Annotated in this window: 18 protein-coding genes and 2 pseudogenes; 12 read left to right on the top strand and 8 right to left on the bottom strand. The window is 60.1% G+C overall.

Going from position 1 to position 24,795, the window contains the following annotated elements; genetic code table 11:
• Window positions 1-343 precede the first annotated feature (343 nt).
• From PMI20_RS04560 to PMI20_RS04535, 6 genes are all read right to left on the bottom strand, one after another.
• Window positions 344-1,276, bottom strand: a complete 933-nt coding sequence (locus PMI20_RS04560; protein WP_009041661.1) for a sigma 54-interacting transcriptional regulator — start codon at window positions 1,274-1,276, stop codon at window positions 344-346.
• Between the two features lie 56 nt (window positions 1,277-1,332).
• The gene (locus PMI20_RS04555) at window positions 1,333-1,914 is read right to left on the bottom strand and encodes an alpha/beta hydrolase (protein ID WP_007923326.1); all 582 of its coding nucleotides are present in this window, start codon (window positions 1,912-1,914) and stop codon (window positions 1,333-1,335) included.
• A gap of 336 nt (window positions 1,915-2,250) precedes the next feature.
• Complete coding sequence (locus PMI20_RS04550; protein WP_007923324.1) at window positions 2,251-2,652, bottom strand: ExbD/TolR family protein; 402 nt, start codon at window positions 2,650-2,652, stop codon at window positions 2,251-2,253.
• A gap of 1 nt (window position 2,653) precedes the next feature.
• Window positions 2,654-3,379: a MotA/TolQ/ExbB proton channel family protein gene (locus tag PMI20_RS04545; RefSeq protein ID WP_037034110.1), complete on the bottom strand. Its 726-nt coding sequence runs from the start codon at window positions 3,377-3,379 to the stop codon at window positions 2,654-2,656.
• Window positions 3,380-3,459: 80 nt separating this feature from the next.
• Window positions 3,460-4,275, bottom strand: a complete 816-nt coding sequence (locus tag PMI20_RS04540; protein WP_007923321.1) for an energy transducer TonB — start codon at window positions 4,273-4,275, stop codon at window positions 3,460-3,462.
• Window positions 4,276-4,648: 373 nt separating this feature from the next.
• Window positions 4,649-5,506: a LysR family transcriptional regulator gene (locus PMI20_RS04535; RefSeq protein ID WP_037034109.1), complete on the bottom strand. Its 858-nt coding sequence runs from the start codon at window positions 5,504-5,506 to the stop codon at window positions 4,649-4,651.
• A gap of 109 nt (window positions 5,507-5,615) precedes the next feature.
• Here PMI20_RS04535 and PMI20_RS04530 point away from each other — a divergent pair, with 109 nt between their 5' ends.
• From PMI20_RS04530 to PMI20_RS04465, 12 genes and pseudogenes are all read left to right on the top strand, one after another.
• Window positions 5,616-6,275, top strand: coding sequence for an ankyrin repeat domain-containing protein (locus PMI20_RS04530; RefSeq protein ID WP_007923317.1), 660 nt, complete (start codon window positions 5,616-5,618; stop codon window positions 6,273-6,275).
• A 21-nt stretch (window positions 6,276-6,296) separates the two neighbouring features.
• Complete coding sequence (locus PMI20_RS04525; RefSeq protein ID WP_284171772.1) at window positions 6,297-6,758, top strand: nucleoside deaminase; 462 nt, start codon at window positions 6,297-6,299, stop codon at window positions 6,756-6,758.
• Window positions 6,745-7,959 carry a CynX/NimT family MFS transporter gene (locus tag PMI20_RS04520; RefSeq protein WP_007925752.1) on the top strand — a complete coding sequence of 405 codons (1,215 nt, stop codon included), beginning with the start codon at window positions 6,745-6,747 and terminating at the stop codon, window positions 7,957-7,959. The genes PMI20_RS04525 and PMI20_RS04520 overlap by 14 nt, the downstream gene beginning before the upstream one ends.
• A 315-nt stretch (window positions 7,960-8,274) precedes the next feature.
• Window positions 8,275-8,792 (top strand): annotated as a pseudogene (locus PMI20_RS04515) (Hcp family type VI secretion system effector).
• A 134-nt stretch (window positions 8,793-8,926) separates the two neighbouring features.
• Window positions 8,927-10,967, top strand: a pseudogene (locus PMI20_RS30875) (type VI secretion system Vgr family protein).
• On the top strand, window positions 10,957-11,700 hold the full coding sequence (locus PMI20_RS04495) for a DUF4123 domain-containing protein (protein ID WP_007925758.1): 744 nt from the start codon (window positions 10,957-10,959) through the stop codon (window positions 11,698-11,700). The pseudogene PMI20_RS30875 and the gene PMI20_RS04495 overlap by 11 nt, the downstream one beginning before the upstream one ends.
• Window positions 11,697-16,640, top strand: a complete 4,944-nt coding sequence (locus PMI20_RS04490) for an RHS repeat-associated core domain-containing protein (protein WP_284171766.1) — start codon at window positions 11,697-11,699, stop codon at window positions 16,638-16,640. Before PMI20_RS04495 ends, PMI20_RS04490 begins: the two co-directional genes overlap by 4 nt.
• 7 nt (window positions 16,641-16,647) lie before the next feature.
• The gene (locus PMI20_RS04485; protein WP_081502455.1) at window positions 16,648-17,064 is read left to right on the top strand and encodes a hypothetical protein; all 417 of its coding nucleotides are present in this window, start codon (window positions 16,648-16,650) and stop codon (window positions 17,062-17,064) included.
• Window positions 17,065-17,801: 737 nt separating this feature from the next.
• Complete coding sequence (locus PMI20_RS04480; protein ID WP_081502454.1) at window positions 17,802-18,188, top strand: hypothetical protein; 387 nt, start codon at window positions 17,802-17,804, stop codon at window positions 18,186-18,188.
• Window positions 18,189-18,480: 292 nt separating this feature from the next.
• On the top strand, window positions 18,481-18,936 hold the full coding sequence (locus PMI20_RS04475) for a CPCC family cysteine-rich protein (protein ID WP_157173169.1): 456 nt from the start codon (window positions 18,481-18,483) through the stop codon (window positions 18,934-18,936).
• A 628-nt stretch (window positions 18,937-19,564) separates the two neighbouring features.
• Window positions 19,565-20,008, top strand: coding sequence for a hypothetical protein (locus tag PMI20_RS04470; protein ID WP_007928955.1), 444 nt, complete (start codon window positions 19,565-19,567; stop codon window positions 20,006-20,008).
• 251 nt (window positions 20,009-20,259) lie between these two features.
• Window positions 20,260-20,931 carry a hypothetical protein gene (locus PMI20_RS04465; protein ID WP_007928953.1) on the top strand — a complete coding sequence of 224 codons (672 nt, stop codon included), beginning with the start codon at window positions 20,260-20,262 and terminating at the stop codon, window positions 20,929-20,931.
• Window positions 20,932-21,019: 88 nt separating this feature from the next.
• Here PMI20_RS04465 and PMI20_RS04460 read toward each other — a convergent pair whose 3' ends face one another.
• Both PMI20_RS04460 and PMI20_RS04455 read right to left on the bottom strand, forming a co-directional pair.
• Complete coding sequence (locus PMI20_RS04460; protein WP_007928952.1) at window positions 21,020-22,354, bottom strand: aryl-sulfate sulfotransferase; 1,335 nt, start codon at window positions 22,352-22,354, stop codon at window positions 21,020-21,022.
• Between the two features lie 64 nt (window positions 22,355-22,418).
• On the bottom strand, window positions 22,419-24,788 hold the full coding sequence (locus PMI20_RS04455; protein WP_007928951.1) for a TonB-dependent receptor: 2,370 nt from the start codon (window positions 24,786-24,788) through the stop codon (window positions 22,419-22,421).
• Between the last annotated feature and the right edge of the window lie 7 nt (window positions 24,789-24,795).

The following is a 24,795-nucleotide window of genomic DNA, read 5'->3' as shown; positions in this document are numbered from 1 at the left end:
CAGTGACGACGGCTTTTGTAATGAAGGTGCCAGCGAAGTGCTATCTCTGGCGTGGAGCGGACAATACCGGGATTTTTTATGCCTTAACAATATCTTTTATTCACGTTGATATTCCATTTTGTTCATACACAATCGGACCGCTCTAGCCCGCATCCGGGGCGCTGTGCATGCCCCTGTAGCCGCTGCCGCAGGCTGCGATCGAGCGCGCAGCGCTCGCCAGGTTTTCAGGCTGCCTTCAAAGGGATTGCGCAGTCGTATGCGCGGCCGCTGCGCAGCCGATCGCAGCCTGCGGCAGCGGCTACAGAAAGCAGCCCGCTGCACGAATCAGGAATGGGAGGGGACTTCAGATCACGCCGTGTTGCTTGAGCAGATGCTTCAGCGCCTGCAACTCGGCGGCGGAACCGTCCGCGATCAGGCCCTTCAACTGTTGATCCACCAGCTCCAGCCGCGACAGCTGCGGCGGCAGGTTCAGGTGCTCCGGCAGGATCTCCTCGCCACTGCTGACCAGCAGGGCAAAGTGAATCACGTTCTCCAGCTCACGGGTGTTGCCCGGCCAGCTGTGCTGCTCCAGCACCTGCTGGGCGGCTTCGCTGATCAGCGGCACCGGCAGGTCCAGGCGCTGGCTGTAGATACCGAGGAAGTATTCGGCCAACGACAGGATGTCGCCGACCCTCTCGCGCAGCGCCGGCAGTTCCAGGTGGCCCTCGCCGAGGTAGTGATACAGCCGCTCATGGAACTTGCCCGCCGCCACCGCCTGGGCCAGGTCGATGCTGGTGGCCGCCACCAGGCGCACGTCCACCGGGCTCGGCTGATGGGCGCCGACCCGGGTCACCTCATGATTTTCCAGAGCCGACAGCAGCTTGATCTGTATCGGCAACGGCAAGTCGCCGATCTCGTCCAGGTACAGGGTGCCGCCGTTGGCCGAGCCGAACCAGCCGGCGCGGCTGCTGGCCGAGCCGCTGAAGGTGCCGGCGGCGTAGCCGAACAGTTCGGCGTCGGCGTAGGTAGGGCTGATGGCCCCGCAGTTGACCGACACGAACAGGCCGCTGCGGTCGCTGGCGCGGTGGATATGCCGGGCCAGCAGCTCCTTGCCACTGCCGGTTTCACCGCGGATCAACACCGAGATCGCCCGCGGCGCCAGCTGTTCCAGCTCCTGGCGCAACTGCCGCGAACGGGGATCGACGAACACCAGCGCCTTGGCGCGGATGCTCAACGGGCTTTTTTCAGCATCGGGAAAGGTCAGCAGCGGCTGGCCGAAAGACTCATGCAGACTCATGGCAGACTCCCGCCCAAATCCGCTGGCAGGCGGGGGCGTTTAACAAAAAGAAAAAATCAGGCGCGGCGCAGGGAATGCTGTTCCATGCGGTTTTGCAGGCGATAGAGGTACGCGAAACCCTGCTCCCAGCGCTGGTGCCCGGACTTGACGTTGATATGCCCGGCACCGGACAGGATCCCCGCCTCGGCGCCCCAGTGGCGGGCCAGCTCCAGGGCACGCGGCGCACTGATAGCGCTGTCGTTGTCGGAGCTGACTATCTGGCTCGGGAACGGCAACAGGTCGGTGGGGATCGGCGCGAAATTGCGCAGCGCCGGGGCGCAGGCCGGACGCTCGACATCCGCCGGCGCCACCAGCAACGCACCACGCACCTGGCGCAAGGCACTGGCCGGCGCGTGGGCGGCCCAGTGTGCGACGGTGATGCAACCCAGGCTGTGGGCGATCAGGATCACCGGGGTGCTGTCGGCGGCAATCGCCTCAGCCAGCGCCGCGACCCAATCTTCGCGCCGGGGCGTCAGCCAGTCGGCCTGCTCCACCCGCGCACTGTTCGGCAGGCTGTTCTGCCAGTGGCTTTGCCAATGATCTTCTGGCGATCCTTGCCAGCCCGGCACAATCAGGTAGCGAATTGATTCGTTGCGCATGGGGAGCTCTCCTGCGTGTCTGTTCCCGATCGAGTATAGGGACGAGAGTTATATTCGTTAAGGAATAAGAAGCTATTTATTAAGATCCATAAAGAATATTAAATGTCACCTGTACCGATGCTGTACGAATGCTGGCGTTCAGGCCGGCAAACCGCAGTGTCTGCATCGCGAGCAAGCTCGCTCCTACAGGTTCGTGGCGCCCGCCGGCTTTTGTAGGAGCGAGCTTGCTCGCGATGGCGTCGGTCCAGGCCAGCGCCCCGAGCCAAATCGCAGGCAAAAAAAAGGCCGCACCCTGCCAAGGAGACGGCCTGAAAAGTCGTGGCTTACAACACTGGGTCAGCGGGCGGTGATCACCGAAAGCTTGGTGATACCGGCACGCTCGATGGAGGCCATGGCACGGGCCACTTCGCCGTAGTTGACGCCGTCGTCCGCCTGCAACTGCACGCGCACTTCCGGGTCCTTGGCCTTGGCCGCCTGAAGATTGGTTTCCAAAAGGTCCGGCTGGATCTCGTCCTTGTTGATAAAGAGTTTGCCGGTGCCGTCGATGCTCACCACCAGCGGGTCCTTCTGCTCCACCGGGGCCACAGCCTCGGTCTTGGGCAGGTTGATCGGAATCGCGTTGGTCAACAGTGGCGCGGTGACAATGAACACCACCAGCAGTACCAGCATCACGTCCACCAGCGGCGTGACGTTGATCTCGCTCAGTACCTCATCGCTGTCCTGGGTCGAGAAGGCCATGTCAGGACGCCTCCTTCACTTTCTGCGCGCTGCCCTGGGCCGCGGCCTTGTGCGCGGTCGGGTGGATCAGCACGCGGAACGAACTCTTCTGCGCCAGGCTGTAGAAGTCATGGGCGAAGTCATCGAGGTCGGCAGCGGTCAACTTCAAGCGCCGCAGGAAATAGTTGTAAACCAGCACCGCCGGCACCGCGACGGCGATCCCCACGCCGGTGGCGACCAGTGCCGCGCCGATCGGCCCGGCCACGGTTTCCAGGCTCGCCGAGCCCGCCGCGCTGATGCCTTTCAGGGCTTCCATGATCCCCCACACGGTGCCGAACAGACCGATGAAGGGCGAGGTGCTGCCGATACTGGCGACCACCGCCAGGCCGGTTTCCAGGGAACGCCGCTCACGGACGATCTGCTGGCGCAGGGCGCGCTCCAGGCGGTCCTGATGATTGATGGCCTGGCTCAGGTCCGCCGCGTGCGCTGTGTCGCCGACCTGGATCGCCGCGTAGCCGGCCTGGGCCACACGAGCGGCGGCGCCAGGCTGGGTTTCGCTGAGCTCGGCCGCCGAGTCGAGGCTGGAGGCGGCCCAGAACTGTTTGTGGAACTTGCGATCCTGGGCCTTGAGGCGGGCGAACTGCGCGCCCTTGAGCAGGGCCAGGCCCCAGGTGGCCACGGAAAAGACCACCAGCAGCCAGATCACCGCGCTTTCGATGGATTCGAGTGGAGATGCCAATAACGTCATGTTCTTTTCCCTCTGTATGACCTTGTAGGAGCGAGCGTGCTCGCGATAGCGACCGACCAGGCACAGCACCTGGCGCAGGCTCAATGAATCTTGAAATCGATGGGTACGCTGACCCAGCCGTCCTGGGCGACATCACCCTGCTTGGCCGGCACGAAGCTCCAGCGCTTGACGGCCGATAACGCCGCGTCGTCGAGTTGCTGGCGACCGCTGCTTTTCTGAATCTGGATCTCGCCGGGCTTGCCGCTGGCCAGTACGTGCACCCGCAGCAGCACCGTGCCTTCCCAACCGCGACGCTGGGCCAGCGACGGATATTCCGGCGCCGGGTTCTTCAAGTACGCGGCATTCGCCGAAGCCGGAGTCACGGGCGCCGGGGCCGGTGGCGCGGGCGGGGCCGGAGCGGCGACAGGCGCGGCCGGTTGTGGCGGCGCGGGCTGTTGCTGGACCGGCTTGGGCTCAGGCTTGGGGACCGGTTTCGGCTTGGGCTGCGGCTTGGGCTTGGGAATCGGCTTGGGCGGTGGCGGCTTGACCGCCAGTTCGTCCTCCACCGGCGGTGGCGGCTCCACCACCGGCTGTACCGGCTGCGGTGGCGGCGGTTCGACCACCGGCGGCGCCGGCCGGGAAAACTCGATGGTCATCGGAGGAATTTCCGGCGGCACGATCGGCAATACCGGCGTCGGCTGCTGGTTGATCCAGTAGATCACCGCACCGTGCAACAGCAGGGCGATCACCCCGAGCGCAATCGCCTCGCGCCGCCGCAGCCCGGCCTTGGGTGCTTTCTGCAAGCGCAACTGGCCCAACGGCAAGCGATGCGGCCGGCCGAGATCGACCAGATCGCCGCTCGGTGCCTGACGCCACAGCACCTCATGTGCACTGGCGGCGGTCTGGACATTGCCCATTGATTAACTCCCTACAGTCTTTTGCGAATAACCCGACCCACACCTGCGAACTCCCCTGGAGCAGCGTCGAGGGCTGAATGATTGGCGCCAGACACTTATCTCCGAAAGTAATCTTTGAAGTTATGGATAGATCAAAAACGCATATTTAAACCCGTCATCTCGCGCCAGGCCGCGCGGATCAAGGGCTGCGGGGAAGGAGTCAAAAAGCCATGCTTTGCGAGCATTGAAAATATTCGCCAAAGGCATCGCATCGCCGCGGCAAAACCGCAGCGAAGCGACAGCAGTGGCGAAATAAAGGAGTCCGACCGAACGTCGATCAAGGAATCAGGGCGCACCCGATAAAGCGGATCTCAAGCGCCCATGAACAGGGTGTTCAGACGTTCAGTACCTGGCTCTCGCACAGCTCCAGCAACTGGCTTTCCAGGGCCTTGCCGGCCCGGCTCAAGCCGCTGCTGCCGTACAACGCCAGGCGCACGCCCTGGATGTCCGGCAAGCCGCTGGCGGCGTCGAGCACGCGATGGCCGGCGCCCACCACTCGCACCGGCAACAGGCTGATGCCCAGGCCCGCCGCCACCGCCGAGCAGACGCTGGCCAGGCTGGCGCTGGAGTAACCGATGCGCCAGCGCCAGCCGCCAACCTCGAGGTGGTGCAACATTTCATGGCGATACAACCCGCCCACCGGGAAGGCCACCAGCGGCAACGGATCGCGGCCAAAGGCCGGGGTGGCGCGGCTGTCGACCCAGCACAGGGGTTCCGGCCACGACGCCAGGCAGTCGTCGCTGGCGCCCATCTGCTTGACCAGCAACAGGTCGAATTCGCCGCGTCGATAGAGCCGGGTCAATTCCGGGCCCAGCCCGCTGGTGACCTCCAGGCGCACGCCGGGATGGTCCTGGCCGAAGCGCGACAACAACGGCATCAGCCGTTCGGCGGCGAAGTCTTCCGGCACCCCGAGGCGCAACACGCCTTCGCTCTGTTGATGCAGCAAGACATCGCTGGCCTCTTCGTTGAGGGCCAGGATCCGTCGCGCGTACCCCAGCAGACGCTCGCCCTCGGCGGTGGCCACCACCCGGCGCTGGTCGCGGTCGAGCAACTGGCAGTCCAGGCTCTCCTCTAGCCGCCGCACCTGCTGGCTGACGGTGGACTGGGTGAGGTGCAGGCGCTCGGCGGCGCGGGTGAAGTTGGCGCAGTCGACGACGGCGACAAAACTGCGCAGCAGCACAAGATCGAACATGGCGACACCATTCTGAATGCCACTGATTGGCATGGTTATATTTAATTTCAGAATACATCAGGGCCTGAGCATACTCGGCGCTCATTTACCGCACAGGGAGCCTGATGCCATGCGTTACCTGTCTTGCAAACACGCGGTCCTGGCGATCTGTCTATTCGTGGTGGGGGTGGTGATGGCAAAGGATAACCAACTGCTCGAAGCGGTCCGCGACGGGCAGTTGCCCAAGGTCCAGGCGCTGCTTCGCCAAGGCGTGGACGTCAACGTGCGCGGCCTGGACGGCAGCAGCCCGCTGCTGCTGGCCACCGCCGCCAATCAGGTCGAGATCGCCCGGGCGCTGATCGAGGCCGGCGCCGACGTCAACCAGAAGAACCTGATCCACGACAGCCCCTACCTGCTGGCCGGCGCCAGCGGACACAATGCGATCCTGCAACTGACCCTGGCCCACGGCGCCGACCTGAAAAGCACCAACCGCTACGGCGGTACCGCGCTGATCCCGGCTTGCGAGCGTGGGCATGTCGACACCGTGCGCCTGCTGATCGAGGCCGGTGTCGACCTCGATCATGTCAATCGCCTCGGCTGGACCTGCCTGATGGAAGCCATAGTGCTGGCCGATGGCGGCCCGGCGCACCAGCAGATAGTCACTCAGTTGATCGCCGCCGACGCCAACCTGAACCTGCCGGACAACGATGGCCTGAGCCCCCTGCAACAGGCGGAAAAACGCGGCCAGAGCGCCATAGCCAAACTGCTGCGGGACGCCGGCGCGTCCTGATGTGTGCCTTAAGGAGCCCCCATGAAAGACGATCAGGAGTACCTGCAACGCGCCGTCGAACTGGCCCGGCAAAACGTCGCGGCCGGTGGCCGGCCATTCGGCGCGGTACTGGTGCGCGACGGCCAGGTGCTGGCCGAAACGGTCAACCAGATCCACCTGACCCAGGACCCCACCGCCCACGCCGAGCTGTTGGCCATCCGGGTTGCCAGCCAGCGGCTCGGGCCGCGCCTGGACGGCTGCGTGATCTATGCCAGCGGCCAGCCCTGCCCCATGTGTTTGAGCGCCATGTACCTGTGCGGTGTGGCGCGCGCGGTGTTCGCCGCGGACAACGCCAGCGCCGCGCCCTTCGGCCTGTCCACGGCGGCGATCTACGAACAACTGGCCCAGCCCCTGGCGGCCCAGCGCTTGCCGGTGCAGCACGTGCCGCAAGCGACGATGCACGAGATCTACCGCGACTGGCAGGCCCGCCATGCCGCTCGCTGAGTCGCGCCTGCGCCGCCTCGGCGGCTGGGCCCTGCTGATCGCCCTGGGGCTCAATCTGCGGCCGATCATCAGTTCCATCAGCCCGCTGCTGATGGAGATTCGTGGCGCCACCGGCATGAGCTTCCAGAGCAGTGCCTGGCTCACCAGCCTGCCGGTGGTCTGCATGGGCCTGGTGGCCTTGCTCGGGGTGCGCCTGGAAGCCCGCCTGGGAGAACGGCGCGGCGTCGCCCTCGGTCTGTTGATGATCCTCTGCGCCTGCCTGGCGCGGTTGCTCTGCGACCAGGCCGGCGCCCTGCTCGCCACGGCCCTGCTCGGCGGTGCCGGCGTGGCCTTGATCCAGGCACTGGTGCCGGCGCTGATCAAGCGCCAGTTCCAGCAACGGGTGGCCTTGGCCATGGGCATTTATTCGGCCTCGTTGATGGGCGGCGGCGGCCTCGCGGCGCTGCTCAGCCCGCAGGTCGCCACGCATTTCGCCCATTGGCAGGCCGGGCTCGGCGTGTGGCTGTTGCCGGCGCTGGCGGCGCTGCTGCTGTGGTGGCTGCTGCCTTTCGCCGGGCCGGGGCAGCGCCTCGACGCCCCCTCCATCAGCCTGTGGCGCAACCGTCGGGCCTGGTTGCTGGCGCTGTACTTCGGCCTGGTCAATTGCGGCTACATGAGCATGGTCGCCTGGCTGCCGGCCTATTACCTGCAATTGGGCTGGAGCGCGACCCAGAGCGGCTCGCTGCTGGCGTTCATGACCCTCTTCCAGGTCACCGCCGCGCTGTTGATGCCCGCCCTGGCGCAGCGCCGGAGCGACCGCCGGCCATTGCTCGCCATCAGCCTGAGCGCCCAGGCCCTGGGCTTCAGCGGCCTGGTATTGTGGCCGCTGCAGGCCCCGCAGCTGTGGGTGGCGCTGATCGGCTTCGGCCTCGGCGCCTGTTTCGCCCTGAGCCTGATCCTCACCCTCGACCACCGTCGCGCTCCCCGGGAAGCCGGACAGCTGGCGGCCTTCGTGCAAGGGGTGGGGTTCCTGATCAACGCCGTGTCGCCGTGGATGACCGGCTGGCTGCGGCAGCTCACCGGCAGCTTCATCAGCGCCTGGTGGGTACTGGTCCTGAGCGTGCTGGCCATGCTGGTGCTGACCCGGGTATTCAGCCCGTCCAGCTACCGGGAGCCACAGATGGCGACTGCGGCACCGCAGCCGGCGTCCGTGACGCCTTAAAGATCAAGGCCCATGGCCACTATGCGCAACTTCTTGCGCACCCCTCTGTGGATAACTCTGTGAACAGTTATCCAAAGCCTCGATAAATCGGGACCTGCAGCCAAGTGCGCAACTTCTTGCACAGCACTGCGCAAGAAGTTGCGCACTTTCAAGCGCTTTCGAGCTGGAAATACCGTCAGCGATGCCAGAAAACGCCGGAAGCCCTTGTTCCATAAGGCACTTTCAACTCCTGGCATGCTCCTTGATATCAACTTGGCACCCAACCGGGCGATCCGTCCCACCGGGCACCTTTATTTTTTAGCAAGGAGAGCATCCATGGCTACACCAGCGTATATGTCCATCACCGGCACCAAACAAGGCCTGATCACCGCCGGTGCCTTCACCGCTGACTCCGTTGGCAACACCTACCAGGAAGGCCACGAAGACCAGGTCATGGTTCAGGGCTTCCAGCACGAAGTGATCATCCCGCGTGACCCGCAGTCCGGCCAGCCAACCGGCCAGCGCGTGCACAAACCAGTAGTCATCACCAAGGTTTTCGACAAGGCTTCGCCACTGCTGCTGGCTGCCCTGACCTCCGGTGAGCGTCTGACCAAGATCGAAATCCAGTGGTACCGCACCTCTGCCGCCGGCACCCAGGAGCACTACTACACCACCACCCTGGAAGACGCGATCATCGTCGACATCAAAGACTACATGCACAACTGCCAGGACCCATCGAACTCGCACTTCACCCACCTGGAAGACGTGCACTTCACCTACCGCAAATCACCTGGACCCACGAAGTCTCCGGTACTTCCGGTTCCGACGACTGGCGTTCCCCGGTCGCGGGCTAAGTCCGGCCGACCGTTACACCAACATCGGCCAGCTCTGCTGGTCGATGTTGTTTACGCCATAAGGGATTTCTTGCGTTCGTCGGCGCCCGGCCCCGGGGTCGACCCACGCGGCAGTACTGCACGAGGAACAAGGGATGTTCGCGCCGGCCAATCAGACCCACTTCAGCCTGACCGTCGAAGGTTTGGAGAACGACCTCCAGGTATTGTCCTTCACCGGACGGGAAGCCATCAGCCAGCCCTTCGCCTTCGAGGTCGAGCTGGTCAGCGCCCAGGCCGCCCTGGACCTGGAAAGCCTGCTGCACAAACCGGCCTTCCTGCAGTTGGCGCAGAACGGCACCGGCATCCACGGGCAGATCTACCGCGTCGCCCAGGGCGACTCCGGCAAGCGCCTGACCCGCTACTCGGTGACCATCCGCCCGCACCTGGCCTACCTCGCGCACCGCATCAACCAACGCATCTTCCAGAACCTCACGGTGCCGAAAATCATCGGCCAGGTCCTCGAAGAGCACGGCATCCAAAGCAACGCCTACCAGTTCCAGCTGGGTTCGATCTATCCCGAGCGCAACTACTGCGTGCAGTACGACGAATCGGACCTGCATTTCATCCAGCGCCTGTGCGAGGAAGAAGGTATCCACTACCACTTCCAGCACAGCGCCGACAGCCACACCATCGTCTTCGGCGATGACCAGACGGTGTTCCCGAAACTGGCGCCGGTGGCCTACCAGCAAGACTCCGGCATGGTCGCCAACGACCCGGTGATCAAGCGTTTCGACCTGCGCCTGGAAGCCCGCACCAGCCGCACCACACGCCGCGACTACGACTTCGAGAAACCGCGCCTGACCCTGGAGAGCGACGCCAAGAGCGAGCTCAAGCCGGACCTCGAGGATTACGACTACCCGGGCGTTTCGTCGATCGCGAACGCGGCAAGCACCTGGCCAAGCGCGCCCTGGAACGCCACCGCAGCGACTACCGCCTGGCCGAGGGCAAGAGCGATCAGCCGCTGCTGGTCAGCGGGCATTTCCTGGCCCTGAGCGAACACCCGAAAGCGCAATGGAACGACCTGTGGCTGCTCACCGAGATCGTCCACGAAGGCAAGCAGCCGCAGGTCCTGGAAGAGTCGGTGACCAGCGACACTACAGCCCTGAAGGACGACTTCCACCAGGGCTACCGCAACCGATTCCAGGCCACGCCCTGGGACGTGCCCAACCGGCCGCCGCTGCTGCATCCCAAGCCGCGCATCCTCGGCAGCCAGAGCGCGGTGGTCACCGGGCCCAAGGGCGAAGAGATCCACTGCGACTCGTACGGCCGGGTCAAAGTGCAGTTCCACTGGGACCGCGAAGGCCAGTCGGACGACAAGACCAGCTGCTGGCTGCGCGTGTCCTCGGCCTGGGCCGGCGCCCAGTACGGCGGCATCGCCATCCCGCGGATCGGCATGGAAGTGCTGGTGACCTTCCTCGAGGGCGACCCCGACCAGCCGCTGATCAGCGGCTGCCTGTACCACAAGGAAAACGTCGTCCCCTACGACCTGCCGGCGAACAAGACCCGCAGCACCTTCAAGACCCTGAGCAGTCCGGTGGCGGCGGCTACAACGAGCTGCGCATCGAGGACAAGAAGGGCCAGGAACAGATCTTCCTGCACGCCCAGCGCGACTGGGACGAGAACGTCGAACACGACCAGAAAATCCGCGTCGGCAACGAGCGCCACGACACGGTCGAGGCCAACAGCTACAGCGAGTTCAAGGCCGAGGAACACCACACCGTGCACGCCGACCGCAAGGTCGAAGCGCGGGCCAGCGACCACCTCACCGTGGGCGTGAACCAGCACATCAAGATCGGCACCGGGCAGTTCATCGAAGCCGGCCAGGAGATCCACCTCAATGCCGGGGTGAAGGTCGTCATGGAAGCCGGCAGCGAGCTGACCCTCAAGGGCGGCGGCAGCTTTATCAAGCTCGACGCCGGCGGCGTGACCATCAGCGGCCCGCAGGTCAAGGTCAACTCCGGCGGCGGCCCAGGCAGCGGCAGCGGCGCCGCGCCACTGATGCCCGGCGTGCTGAAGCAAGCCGACGCCGACAAGGCCGGCGCCCTGCTGACCCCAGCGCAAATCAACACCCTCAAACGCAACGCGCCTTTCTGCGAAGAGTGCGAAAAGTGCAAGGACGGTGCCTGTGCCATCTGATCGCCTGACACCCCAAGCCTGGCTCGCCCAGCAGCCACTGCAAGCCGACGAACGCCTGTACCTGGTGATCAGCAACGCCAGCGACGCCAACCCGCTCAAGGACTTCTACCAGACCCAGGGCGCCAGCGGCCTGACCGCCCTCTGGAGCGGCACGCCCTACGCCGACTGGCAGCCGGTGATGCCCTACCTCGCCGAACTCAAACCGACCTCCCCCTTCCTCGACTGGATCGCCGAAACCGACGCCGACGACTGGGGCTGGCTCGCCGTCTCCACCTGCGAGCCGGGAGTGGTGTTCGAACACCTGCGCAGCCTGACCCAGGTGAAGATGCCGGGCGGTGCCGAGGTGTTCTTCCGGTTTTGGGATGGGCGGCATATTTATCCGATCCTCACCGGACTCGGTGAGGATGCAAAGCAAGTCCTGCCGATCTTCGACCGCTGCCTGATCAATGGCCGGGCATTGAGTACTGGCCAAGGCGTAGTCAAGCCACCCAAACCATTCCCCTGGTGGGAGGTGCCGGAAGCGCTGGTCAAGAAGCTCGCCGAGGATGACCCCAGCACCGTGATCGACAACATGATGCAGTGGCTGCTGGAAGACCATGCCGAGCTGTATTTCTCGTTCCCTGAATCCAACTTGCGGCAGAAGGTGGCACGTTTCGTAAAACGCACCCCGCTCACGGAAGAAAACTACACCGGGCTATTGAAAGCCCACTTGGAAAATGAGGTGGTTGCATGAGCATTTTGTTGGGGGAATTCGCCGTTAACCTGACGGCTAAACAGCCGGATGCTCAAGTCATCATCCGCGACTTCAAGAAATGCCTGGCCGACTACCGTGCTCACGCCGAAGCCTGGTACGGCGGCGTGCTGGACGCCGAGCAGCAGTTCCAGGTCGGCGACGAAGTGGCCACCCAGGACAAGGACAGCAAAAGCCGCGCCGATCTTTACGCGAATTGCCCGGCCAACGGCAAGCTCAAACTGGTGCACAGCTTTGAATCCGCGCGTTTCGTACCGATCGGCAATACGCCGGTACGCCTGGTGCCAGTGGTCGATGGCATGGTCTACGGCAAGAACGAAGCCGGCGCCGCCATCAACGTCACCATCGGCCCCAACGGCATCAAGGAAGTCACGGGGCTCAAGCCCAACCAGCAATACAAGATCACTTTCTTTCCCAACCCGACCCGTGCGCAAATCGACTCGCTGTTCAACTCTTATCAGGGCGTGATTGGTGACCTGAGCGGCTGGCTGCAAACCGAATGGAGTACCGACTTCCTGCCGCTGTGGAAGGCCCATAACAACGCTTCCATCGGCGGCCGGGCGCTACAGCAGCTAGAGTCGGCCTGGAAGGGTTTCCTGAAGGCCATCATGGGCTTGTGGGGCGATATCAAGAGCCTCTACAACCTGGTGGCCCACCCTCGGGAAAACTACCAGAAGCTGAAGAAGTTCTTCACCGAGGAAGAAATCAAGAAGATCTACAACGCCTCGAAAGACGCCATCCACACCGCTTTGCTGATTGCCAGCGACGAGCCACTGATGTGGATCTACGTGGCGGCGATTGTCGCCTGGGTGAAGATGCTGCCGCCGCAAACCTGCATGGAAGTGCTAGCCGAGCTGACCACCGAAGTGCTGCTGAACATCCTGATCGGTATTGTGCTCACCGGCGGTATCGGTCTGGCCGTACGGGTCGGTACCAAGGCACTCAAGGCCACGCAAAACAGCGGTAAAGTGCTGAAGCTGATCGAAGACTTCACTTCCCTGCTGATGAAAACCAGCAAGAAGAACGCAGCTGGCCACACTGAGACGGCCAGACCCTTGCTGCTCAATGGCAACGCGGCGTTAAGCCCCGGTCGCAAGGCCACCATCGAGATTGCTCCGCCCAAACCGGCAACAACGGCTACAGCTCCCAAGGCGAAACCGAAACCCTCTGGCGGCACAGTGGAAACCGATGCGCAAATCCAGGCGCGCGGCAAGAAGAAGCCTGCCACCCGCGCCGAGCAAACAGAACCCGTCAGTGACGCCCCCAAGCAGTCTACAAACCCGGCGGATAAACCAGCGCAGTGCACAAAAAACACTCGCTGCGAAGGCGACCCCATCTCGATGGTCACTGGTGAGGAACTGCTGACCCTCACCGATGGTGAACTCGATGGCCTGCTGCCCCTGGAATGGACGCGGCTGTATCGCACCAGCGCGGTGGAAATCGACAATCGCCTGGGCTTCGGCTGGAGCCACTCGCTGTCCCATCGTTTGCAAATTAACGATGAAGGCGTGCTGTGGACCGATAATGAAAACCGCCAGACTCATTTCCCGATGCCGACCGAACAGCGTCCGGCCATTACCAATAGCCTGGCCGAGGCTGCGATTTTCCTGGGCGATGCTCCGGGCGAACTGATCCTGACTCAGGCCGGGCAAGGCGCGCGCTTCTATCACTTTCGTGCCGGGCGCCTGACCACCATCAGCGATGCCTATAACAACCAGCTACACGTCAGCTACGACCTGGTCGACCGCATCCAGCGCATCGACAATGGTGCAGGTCGCTCCCTGTTTTTGCGTTACGACGACCGCCATATCGCCGCAGTCGACTATCAGCAGCGACGTCCCGACTACAACGAACAGGGTGAACGCCAGGAACCCTGGCTGACGGTCCAGACCCTGGTCAGCTACCAGTACAACGAACACAACCAGCTGATCAGCGCCACCAATGTGGTGGGTGAAGTCGAACGCTATCGCTATGACGAGCAGCATGTCATTCAGCAGCGCCAACTGGCCGGTGGTGCGAGCTTCCGCTGGGAGTGGGAACACGAAGGCAAGGCAGCCCGTTGTATCCGCCAGTGGTCCAACCTATCGCAGATCGATGCGCGCTATGTGTGGGACGACGAAGGTACGGTCACCGTTATCAACGCCGATGGCAGCGAACAGGTCTACGTGCACGACGAAAATGCGCGGCTGGTCAGCCAGACCACCCCTGACGGTGCGGAAACGCAAAAAGCCTACGATGAAAAAGGTCGCCTGATCGCTGAAAAAGACCCTCTCGGGGCCATCACCGCATACGAGTACAGTGAGGCCGGGCGCCTGATCGCCGTGATTCCTCCAGAGGACGAATCCACCTATTACAATTATTTCGATGGTCATCTCATCGAAGTTCGACGCGGCAACGCGCAGTGGAAATACGAACGCAACGATCAAGGCGACATCACCCAACAGACCGACCCCGACGGCAACGAAATCCACTACAGCTATGACCGCCAGGGCCGCCTGCTGGAAATCACCCAGCCCGACGGCAGCCGCCATCAACTGGGCTGGAACGGCCTCGGCCAATTGCTGGAAGAACGCCTGCCCGACGGCGGCCAGCGCAAATACCGCTATGACGCCCTCGGCCGGCAGATCACCCGCCAGGATGAAAGCGGCGCCATCACCCAGTACCAGTGGGACGCCGCCAACCGCCTGGCGCAGGTCATCTTGCCCGGCGGTGCCACCCGCGCCTTCAGCTACAACGCCTACGGCAAAGTCACCGCCGAACGCGATGAACTGGGGCGCGTCACCCGCTACGAATACGCCGACAACCTGCACCTGGTCAGCCGCCGCATCAACCCGGACGGCAGCCAGTTGCGCTATCGCTACGACAACGCGCGCCTGCTGCTCACCGATATCGAAAACGAGCGCGGCGAGCAGTACCACCTCGATTACTACCCCAACGGCCTGATCCAGCAGGAAACCGGCTTCGACGGGCGCAGCACCGCCTACACCTACGACCTCAACGGCAACTTGCTGAAGAAAACCGAGTTCGGTGACGATGGCAGTGAGCTGGTCACCGAATATCAGCGCGATGCCGCTGGCCGCCTGCTGGTGAAAACCCTCGCCGACGGCGAAGAAATCCACTACCGCTACGACTCCCTCGGGCGTCTGGTGAATGTCGACGACGGCCACTGGCCGCTGGCCTACGAATACGACCTGCAAGACCGCCTGATCACCGAGCACCAGGGCTGGGGCACCCTGCGCTACGAGTACGACAAGCTCGGCCAGCTCAGCCATTGCCGCCTGCCCGACGGCAGCAAGCTCGACTACCGCCACGCACCCGGCGGCCAGCTCAGCAGCATCGACCTCAACGGCTCGCGCCTGACCAGTCACCAGTTCAACGCCGGCCGCGAACAGCAACGCCAGCAGGGCCTGCTGCTCAGCCAGTATCAGTACGACGAGCAAGGCCGCCTGCAGGCCCACAGCGTCAGCCAGCAACGGCACGGCCAGCACCAGAACCTCTACCGCCGCGCCTATGCCTACGACGCCAACGGCAACCTCGCCGGCATCGACGACAGCCGCAAGGGCAACCTGCGTTATCACTACGACCCGCTGGATCGGCTGATCAATGTGCGTGGTGCGACACCTGAGAGCTTTGCCCACGACCCGGCCGGTAACCTGCTGGGCCAGGGTGATCAGCCTGCGGCCAACCTGGCCAACGTCAAAGGCAACCGCCTGCTGATGCAGGGCGACCGCCATTACGACTACGACGCCTTCGGCAACCTCAGCCGCGAGCGCCGCGGCGCCGGGCAAAAGCTGGTCACCGAGTACCAGTACGACTGCCAGCACCGGCTAATCGGCGTGAGCCTGCCGGGCGGGAGCACTGCTACTTACAAATACGACGCCTTTGGCCGGCGCATCGCGAAAACCGTCGATGGCCGCACGACCGAGTTCCTCTGGCAAGGCGAGCAATTGGTTGCTGAAAGCAGCGAAAACCGCTATCGCAGTTACATCTACGAACCCGGCACCTTCCGCCCCTTGGCCATGCTCGATGGTGAAGGTCCGGTCCACGCAACGCCGCTCTACTACCAACTCGACCACATCGGCACACCGCAGGAGCTCACCTCCTACAGCGGCGAGATCATGTGGTCGGCCAAGTACCGCGCATATGGCAATTTGGCCGCGCTGGACGTTTCCGAAATTGACAACCCACTGCGCTTCCAAGGCCAGTACTTCGATACAGAAACAGGGCTGCACTACAACCGCCATCGCTACTACAATCCGAACTCTGGACGGTTTCTGACCCCGGACCCGATCAAGCTGGCAGGGGGGTTGAACAACTATCAGTACGTGCCTAACCCTACGGGGTGGGTGGATCCGTTGGGGTTGAACGGCTGTCTAGGACAGGGCGGAGGAAAAGCAGGAGACTCGGGAAATACGGCGGCGAATGAGGGGAGTCCAAAAGCTCCTGCTCCTCAAATGACGTCGCAACAACGTCAAGCTCGAATTGAGAAACTGTCTGAGGCAAATGCGAAACGCCGTGTTCAAGAGTTCGAAGCCGGTAACAATATGCATACTATTGGGAAGCATGGGCCTGAGTTGCCAGACGCTGCTCTTAAACAAAGAGCAATAGACGGGACAGATCCAATTACCGGAGTACAGCCAAAGAGCAAAAAAGGAAATCCAAGCTCTCAATTCAAAACTTGGAAGCTTCATATGAACGCAATAAATGAAGCCTTAACCAGAGAAGCACGTGGTCTGCCGCGTTTTACTGGTAAGGACGCTAAAGGTAACGATATCGTTCGAATGGAGATGCCTGGTGCGGGTAGAGGCTACACACCAAACAAGAAAGACAAAGCTAATCCCTTCTATAATGACAGCATGAATGGGGCCGAAGTGAAATTCGACTCAGCAGGCCGTCCCTTTACCGCATTCCCAACTAAATGAGGCTCTGATGTTATTAGACAAAGATTCAGGTACTCCCTACCTTCCAACACCAGCGTATTTTTTAGGTGGGTTTGATATCTATGACAGAGAGGAAACTCTAGGAGTTGAACTCGAAGCTTACGACCCGGAAAATCCAAAAGATCGTATTGAGCTGATAGAAAAATACTGCCTCAATAGATACGAAAATATTTCATACAGACATAAATTTGTCCTCTTGAAATCTTTAGAAAACGCACTACTTGATAAAAACTTCGACTTCGACAAGTTACTTGAAGATGATCCTGAAGAGTATTCTTCACTTCCATCAGGATGGGATGAAATGAGAAGCCCAAGAACTTTTTTTGAGGAAATTTTTAGACTCGCAAGCGAAAAATGGAAAGAGGACCTAGCCAGAGCAAGTCTTGAAGACCCATCGACTTGGTAAAAGATCCCATCCAAAGAAAACCTCAGTATTTATAATACTGAGGACTTCCACCACAGGCTACATAACATGAAAGCTCTTTGATTTTTTTAATTTTCAAGAACCTTCATCCAAAAAATAAGATTTAAGCCCCCCAGATAAAGCATCGCGGTTTTTCAAAGATTTTTCCTATAGAACGAATCGACTTTTGCCAGCTTGTATGGATTTAGCCCAGCAGATAGGATCTTCAAGTCGCTGCAAAATCAGCGACAAGGGTGTGGAAGCCCTTTGAGATCCAATTAAAATAACCTCCATTAAGCATGCCTTTTTACATGCTGTTAAATTATGGCGGTTGTACGCGGGGCACTTTCGAGTGCGCCGGGTTCCTGGATCCTCGGTCTTCCACACCCGCGTACGGCTGCCACCCTCATGTGGAAGTGATGCAGGCAGTTTCTGAAACTGACCCAGGAAGATCATCTATGTCTCGCTACATGCCCATCACAGGAATCGACAACAACTTCCCTTCGCTACTGATCGATACGCAAGCCCCAATTGATGTATTGCACGACACCGCCGCATAAGTACCGACCCACAGTACCGAAACTATTATCTCTGAACCCAATCGAGCTGACGGAGCAGGGTTTAAAAACTATTAGTACACACTCCCGGCGGGTGGGAATCTTCTATAGAAGCGTGCAAAACTGATGATACTCAACAAGGTTTCGCATTACTCCGTCCCTAATCCAACAAGGCGATGATACGTGGACCATAGAGAAATTACTTTAGGAAAAGATGGGTTACTGCGTTCAGTAGAGATTGCATATGACATGGAAAATCCATCTATACAAATAAATCTAGAAAACTCAGAGCATGTATTCTACGGAGACAATTTATTTTCTTGCTTTATTAAGCTAAGGCAGAACTTCCCAGAAATAAAATTTTTTTGTAAAGGAGCCAAAAAAAATGTTTATCCTTCCAGAGCCTCTTCGCAAATGTCAGCAGGTTTGATGGCTTATGAGCTACAGCAAGGAAAGCAAGCTCTTAGAGTAAATATTGTAAATATTTTTGATTATGAGGATCAGGATCTCACCAACGATCCCAGTGTACAATTGGATTTTTTCAAATCTTGGATGGCGTCATTAAAATAAAAACATCGAAACACAGTTAAAAACTAAGCCACCCAATGAAGAAGGCTTGAAAAACGCCTTCAAAAAACTCTTACCCTGTTTTTACTAGAGAAATTTCCTACAGAACATATCGACTTCCGCCAGCTTGTACAGTCCCTCTCACATAGCTAAGATTTTTACTGTCGCTGCAAAATCAGTGACAAGGGTGTGGAAGCCTTTTTGAAATCCAAGTAAAAGACCAAAAACTACCTATAGAGATGATGAAAGAAACGCAGGCGCACTCCAGTCAGTAATTAATTTAATGGACTTTAAGATGAGTACTCTTCTAAGAGCTGACGCCGTATATAGAATATGCAATAGAGCTTTAGACTCTCTCGATCATGATGCGCGCGAATCATATATTCTGAATTGGTGGAAAATCGATGAAAGTGATTTTGAGTTTTCTCTACTATCAAAAGAAATGCAAACCTTGCTGTTATTGAATGATGATCCTCCGAGCGACGTTCAGAATCAAATGTACGATGAGCTGATTATGGTTGCTCTATCTTCAGCCTACAAAGGCGTGACAAACACATACTTGTCAGAGGCCATGTCAAAAATGGGACTGGGGGATTATGAAGTACATGGAGAGATTGAAAAACTAGAAGTCTGCCCTTGCTGTGACTATCGAACTCTCTCATCAAGGGCACACTATGACATTTGCGGGCTATGCAACTGGGAAGATGATGGCACAATAGCGCAGAAATCTATAGTGGCCCCAACCATATGACCCTCAGAGAAGGCAAAGAAAAATTCAGGGCGCAAATGGATCAATTACCATTGAACAAATGGACCATATCCTAATAAAGCATTGGATACCTACTGCCAAAATCTTATGACACTCCTAAGTTGGGTAAAAAATGAAAACCTTCCTTGAAATTGAAGGCATACAAAACTACCCATTCCCCAAAAGCTTTGTAGACTTCATAAACAAAGAGCCAAAAGCCGACCTTGAGCCTTGGTGGCTCTTAGCCTACAAGGAAGGAAAAATAAATAGTTGGCATAAAACCCTGAAACAACTATATCCAAAAAAGAGCACTAATACCTTTTGCAAAGTTCAGTGCCAATGATGATATAGCCTGCTTCGACGGCGAAGATCTATCTGAAAATCCAAAAGTACTAATTATTCATGCCTACGCCTCAGAGGGCTAGGAGCACCATAGCACTTTCACAGACTTTAATTCTTGGCTAAGCGAAGCGCTCAAAACAAGAGACAAATGGAATGAAAATGAATAGCTCACACTCGAAACATAAATCAACACCTCACTCTAGTTGATGAGAGACTGGTCCATACATAATTACCTAGACATCTCAACAACTCAACAACTCAACAACTCAACTCCACCCGGAGCAGAACTATGATATTCATATCAAACAACAAAGAAGTTAGCTTCGACGTAATTGGCTACAGAGATTTAGGATTTGGAGAAAAACTAAAAATAAAATCTCAAAGCTTTGAATTCACTATTGAAATAAACGAATTGAGCAATGATTTCATAGTCAAAGCCGACATTTTCATTGAAGAATGCAAAACTGATGACCTATCCCAAGGGTATATGGATATACCGGAGCTAGGAAAATTGGGCTACCCAAGTTTTTTAGAGCTTTTCAGGACCAACAAAGAAGTAGCGGCTTCGCTTATTCAAGATTTTTTATACGCCAATCTTTTTGAAGAGTTATTCAGCCGCAAGAAAAAATACGAGCTTGTGATAAACAACATTTACACCACAACGATTTCAGGCAATAAAATCACAATCAATGGCGAAGTTTTCATAACCCCACCTATCCCCATACAAGAATGAGCACATGGTCAAATTTTCATAAGCTTAATAACGCAATCCCCTCCCAAGGCCCATCACGCGCAGCGACAAAAAACCACAACCACCTCCTCCCATAAACCCGTCATGCTTCTCCCCCTGTCGTCGCGCACTACAGGCACAGCTACCTGCCGAAATCTTATCGAAGCCGTTCCACGCACCCCGCTTCCATTTGTTTATTCCCGCGCTCATCCGTCTAATCCCTATCCCATCCACCGCAACACAACGAAGCCCTCATGACTCGATACATGCTTTACCCGCTATTCCTGTTTTCCCTTCTGCTCACCGGCTGCGCCACCAAGTTCGACGTCGCGCTCAATGGCACGCCGGATCCGGACTATCAATTTGATCGGCAAGCGCTGGTGCTGGTGACGGCCACGACGGGGAATGACGAGAATTCGCTGAATGCCCGTTATTACCTGCGCGATATGGTCAATGCGTTGAAGGACCAGGGGTTCCGCGAGGTGTTTACCGAGGCGTCGCTGCCCAAGAAGCATGCGCCGATCAAGATGACGGTCAGCCTCGATATCCATAGCAAGCAAGTCACTTACCGCTACACCGCCACCGACTACGGCCAGGTGCAGAACAGCACTTCCACGGTGTGCAAGGATGGCAAGAAAAAGAAGGAAAAGCTGGTCTGCACCAGCACGCCCAATACGTCTTATGGTCCGGTAGGCACCTCGGAACGCACCGGCTACACCACCCTTTCGACCTTTACCGCGACGGCCCGGGACGAAACCACTCGGCGTGCGGTGTATCTGCTGCGGGTGTCCTCTTATAACGAGGATTGCCAGAACGGCAAGGTCGAGGCCTTCCTGGTGGAACAAGGCCTGCAGAACCTGGATTTCCGCGACCGCGTACAGCGCAATTACACGGTCACCATGCCTGAAAATTACAGCTGCAAATAAGCCTGTAGAGACGTCGCGATGCGCCGTCTGAACCGGCGCTATCGCGAGCGAGCCTTTATAGGTAACCCAGAGCCACGCAGCAGTCGGATCAACGGCTGGCATTAGTCGGTTGCAAAGCCACCGTCGGCGCAATCACCGCCGCTTCCGAACGTGGCGTGCCTTGCGGCACCCAGTCATAGCTCACCGGCAACGCGCGGTACACCCAGTTGCTGATGGCGTCGCTGCCCGGGGCCTTGCCGAGGAACGGGCTGACGTATTCCCAGACGTTTTCGCCGCTTGCCGTGACCTGGAAGAAGCGGCCGTTCATGCCTTCATCGATCAGGGTATTGCCGTTGGGCAGGCGTCGGGCGCTGCTGATGAACGAGCTGTAGAAGGCCCAGCCTGGCTGCCTGGAACTGGCCGCGCTGTACTGCCAGACGATCTGTTGGGTCACGGGGTCGATCTCCAGCACCCGCGAGCCGGAAATCAGCCCCAATGGCACCGAGGGGTAGCCGGCCGTGCCCTGGTTGTCGAACACTAGCAGGTTGCCCGCGCCCGGCAGGCCGGCGGGGATGATGTGGGCGTCGTGCTGGCCGACGAACTGGTCCACCGGGCGCGGCAAGGTCGCTGGCGCTCGCAGGTTGAGGGTTGGCAGGTTGGGGCCGAGGCGCCAGACCACCTTGCCGCTCTGCTTGTCGATGATGGCGATGAAGTTGGCGTTGCGGGAGTCGAACAGCAGGTTGTCCGGGGCGAAGCGTTTGTCGCCGGCGTCGAACCACTTGTTCGGGCCGACCACGCTGAGGTTGTTGATGTGCAGGTAGTCCGGGTCCTTGGTGGCCCGCACCAGCTTCAACTGCTCCGGGGTGAAGCCGAATTCCTTGAGGTGTTCGGAGGCCAGCCACTGCCATTTCACTTCGCCCTGGGGGCTGACTTCGTAGATCACGTCATCGATCACTTGCGGCACCTTGAAGCCCGCCACCGCATGCACCTTGTTGGCCAGCACCAGGGTGTTGCCATTGCTCAGGCGGCGCTGGTCATGATGCTGCTGGGCCGCGCCGCCAGGCGCCTGGTCGCCCCATTGCCAGACCACCTTGCCGTCCCAGTCCAGCTCGCCGACGCTCTGGTTGCCCAGGCCATTGCCGGCCGAGCCGAGTTTGCCGGGGGCCTTTTCGCTCAGTTGCAACAGCACCCGGCCACGCGCGCCACCCACCAGCTGCGGGTCGATGATCGCCGAAGGAAAGCCGGCCTGGGGCCAGGTTTTCACCTCGTTGCCATTCATGTCGATCAGGTGGGTTTTCTTGTCCGCGCCACTGAAGATCACGTACTGATTGAAGGCCTTGGCCGGGTCGTAACGGGTCACGCCGGTGGGGTAGACACTGGGGGCGGCGAAGGCCCCGGCACTGAACAACAGCAGCAGGGGCAACACGGGCTTGAGGTTCAACATGGTGGAACTCCTGTTCAGGTCGAACCGCGCCGCGGAACCCGGCGCGGGTTGCAAATGAGGGTGTTCAGAAGTCGTAGCGACCGGTCACGCCAAGGGTCCGCGGCGTGCCGAGCAAACCTTCGTAGCCGCCATTCCCCCCCGACCACAACGTGGTGTAGTAGGTCTTGTCGAAGGCGTTTTTCAGCCACAGCGACACGTCCCACTGCCCTTGCTCATAGTTGCCACGCAGGCCGGTGGAGAGGTTGACCACCGCGTAGCTGGGGATCTGGCCGTAGTCGGAATCCTCGACAGTGCCGACGGCCTTGGAGCGGAAGGCGTAGCTGCCGGTGACGTAGGGTTCGAGGCCGTTGTCCAGGTTCCATTTATATTCGCCGTTGGCGTTGCCGATCCATTTCGAGGCGCCGACCACCTGGTGGCCGCTGAGGTCGCAGGAGGCCGGGGCGCCCGGGCGCAGGCTGACTTCAGGCGGGCATGGCGCATCCTTGTAGGACAGGTAGCGCACGTCGTTGTAGGAGCCGTTGAGGTTGAGGGTCAGGCCACGGATGGGGATCAGCGTGCTTTCGATTTCCACGCCCCGTGAGCGCACCGAGCCGGCGTTGGTCAGGTACTGCACGCGGTTGTTGGCGTCGTAGGCGTTGGTCTGGTAGCCGTTGACCTGGGTCCAGAACAGGTTGGCGTTGAGTTGCAGGCGCTTGTCCCACAGGGTGCTCTTGAAGCCCAGTTCGGCGTTGTTGGCGCGCTCGGTGCCGATCAGCAGCGAGTCGGCGCCAGCGGTGGGCGCCGAGCCGACCGCGAGGTTGACCCCGCCGGACTTTTCGCCATGGGACAGGGTGGCGTAGCCCAGCAGGTCGTCGGTGAAGCGGTAGCTGAGGTTGAGCAGGCCCGAGGGGCTGGTGCTGTACTGGTTGAGATCGCCGGAGTCGTAGGCCCCGGCCCGTCCGCGCAGCGCGGTGGCCGCGGCACCGGTCACCGCGGCGCCCCCCACTGGCGCGTTGCGGGTCACCCAGGCGCTTTTCTCTTCATAGGTGCCGCGCAGGCCGGCGGTGAAATCCAGGCGCTCGGTGAGGTGCCAGGTGCCCTGGGCGAACAGCGCGAAGCTGTCGGTGCGGATATGCCCGTTGCCGATGCTGGTGACGTTGTTCAGGGCGCCGGTGGGCGTGCCGTTCCAGATGTCCGCCTTGGGTCCGTAATAGCTGAAGGATTTGTTATCCAGGTCGGAGCCGAAGTAGTAGGCGCCGAGCACGTAGTCGAAGAATCCGCCCGTGGGCGAGGCCAGGCGGAACTCCTGGGACCACTGTTTATCCTCCACCGAGACCCCGGCGTTATAGCTGGCCGGCACGTTGAGCCCATCGTCGTTGCGCGGGGTGAAGTCCCACCAGCGGTAAGCGCTGACCGAAGTCAGGGTGAAGTCGCTGGGCAGGGTCCAGTTGGCCTCCAGGGAGGTGCCGCCCTGGAACACCGTGACATGCTGATCGTTGTCCAGGTTGACCTTGCGGTGCGTGCCGTCGACCAGGGTGGCGCCGGCCGCGGCGGCCCGCGACTGGTACTGGTTGACGCCATTGATGGTCGGCCCGGTGCTGTACAGCACCCGGGTGCCGGCACTGGAGTCCTCTTCGTTGTAGTCGCCGATCCAGCGCAGGTTGAAGTTCTCGTTGGGCTTGAACAGCAGCTGGCCACGAAAGCCCTGGCGCGAGCCGCCGTTGAGGTCATGGCCGTCGTGTTGGTTCTTGATATCGCCGTCGCTGCGGGTGCGATAGGCCGAGAAACGCCCGGCCAGCTCGTCGTTCAGCGGCCCGGAAATAGTGCCCTTGGTCTGGAAGTAGCCGTCCTCGCCCACCGAGGTCTCGATGCTGCGCTCGGGAGTGAAGCTCGGCGCGCGGGTGCTGATGTTGATCACCCCGGCGGTGGTGTTCTTGCCGAACAGCGTGCCCTGGGGACCACGCAGTACTTCCAGCTGCTCGATGTCCATCAGGTCGAACACCGCCATGCCCGGCCGCCCCAGGTAGACGTTGTCGATGTACAGCCCGACGCTGCCTTCCAGGCCGTCGCTGGCCGGGTTGTTGCCCAGGCCGCGGATCGACACGCTGGACTGGCGCGCGTGCATGTAGGCGACGTTGACGCTCGGCACCAGCTGCTGCAGATCCTGGATGCGATAGACCCGCTGGCTCTCCAGGGCCTGGCCACCGATCACGCTCATCGGCGTCGGCACGTCCTGGGCGCTCTCCTCGCGGCGCCGCGCGGTCACGGTCACGGTTTCCAGCTGGCCGCTGGCGGCGGGCCGGGCGGCATCGGCCTTGGCCGGGGCTTCGGCGGGCGTTTCGGCTTGCGCGGCATAGCCGTGGGACCAACCGGCGCTACCGGCCAGCAGCAGGGCCAGCGGCAAGCGCTTGAGCCGTCGGGGCGAAGTGGGGGAGACAAGGTTCAACGGGCTCATGGGCGGC

This window comes from Pseudomonas sp. GM17 (assembly GCF_000282175.2).
Lineage (GTDB): Bacteria > Pseudomonadota > Gammaproteobacteria > Pseudomonadales > Pseudomonadaceae > Aquipseudomonas > Aquipseudomonas chlororaphis.
Note: the sequence above shows the minus strand (reverse complement) of the source record. Positions and strands in the feature narration are given on the sequence as shown.